The organism is Clostridium sediminicola, assembly GCF_050402865.1.
Taxonomy (GTDB): Bacteria; Bacillota; Clostridia; order Clostridiales; family Clostridiaceae; genus Clostridium_AF; species Clostridium_AF sediminicola.
The window spans coordinates 1-255 of sequence record NZ_BAABMF010000099.1 but is presented as its reverse complement, the minus strand read 5'-3'; the positions used below and the strand labels follow the sequence as shown (position 1 = coordinate 255).

The following is a 255-nucleotide window of genomic DNA, read 5'->3' as shown; positions in this document are numbered from 1 at the left end:
AAGCTATTAAAGTTTGATCTACAACTACTACGAAATCAGGCTCATATATATTAGAGTGTACTCTGATTTTTGTATCACCTATTCTGTTATAAGCTGTAATAGGCGCTCCCATTCTTTCTGGGCCATATTCAGGAAAACCTTGAACATATTTACCAGTACTAAAAGCTACATCTGCTAATAATAAAGATGCAGTTTTTGCTCCCTGACCGCCACGACCATGCCATCTTATCTCTGTTACTTTAGACATATTTTTTC

The 255-nt window shown here is 36.1% G+C and carries 1 protein-coding gene; it reads right to left on the bottom strand.

Going from position 1 to position 255, the window contains the following annotated elements; translation table 11 throughout:
* The coding region (locus tag ACQ3F0_RS26930) for a 2-oxoacid:acceptor oxidoreductase family protein (protein WP_428868885.1) at positions 1–247 on the bottom strand (247 nt) is incomplete at its 3' end.
* Positions 248–255 lie beyond the last annotated feature (8 nt).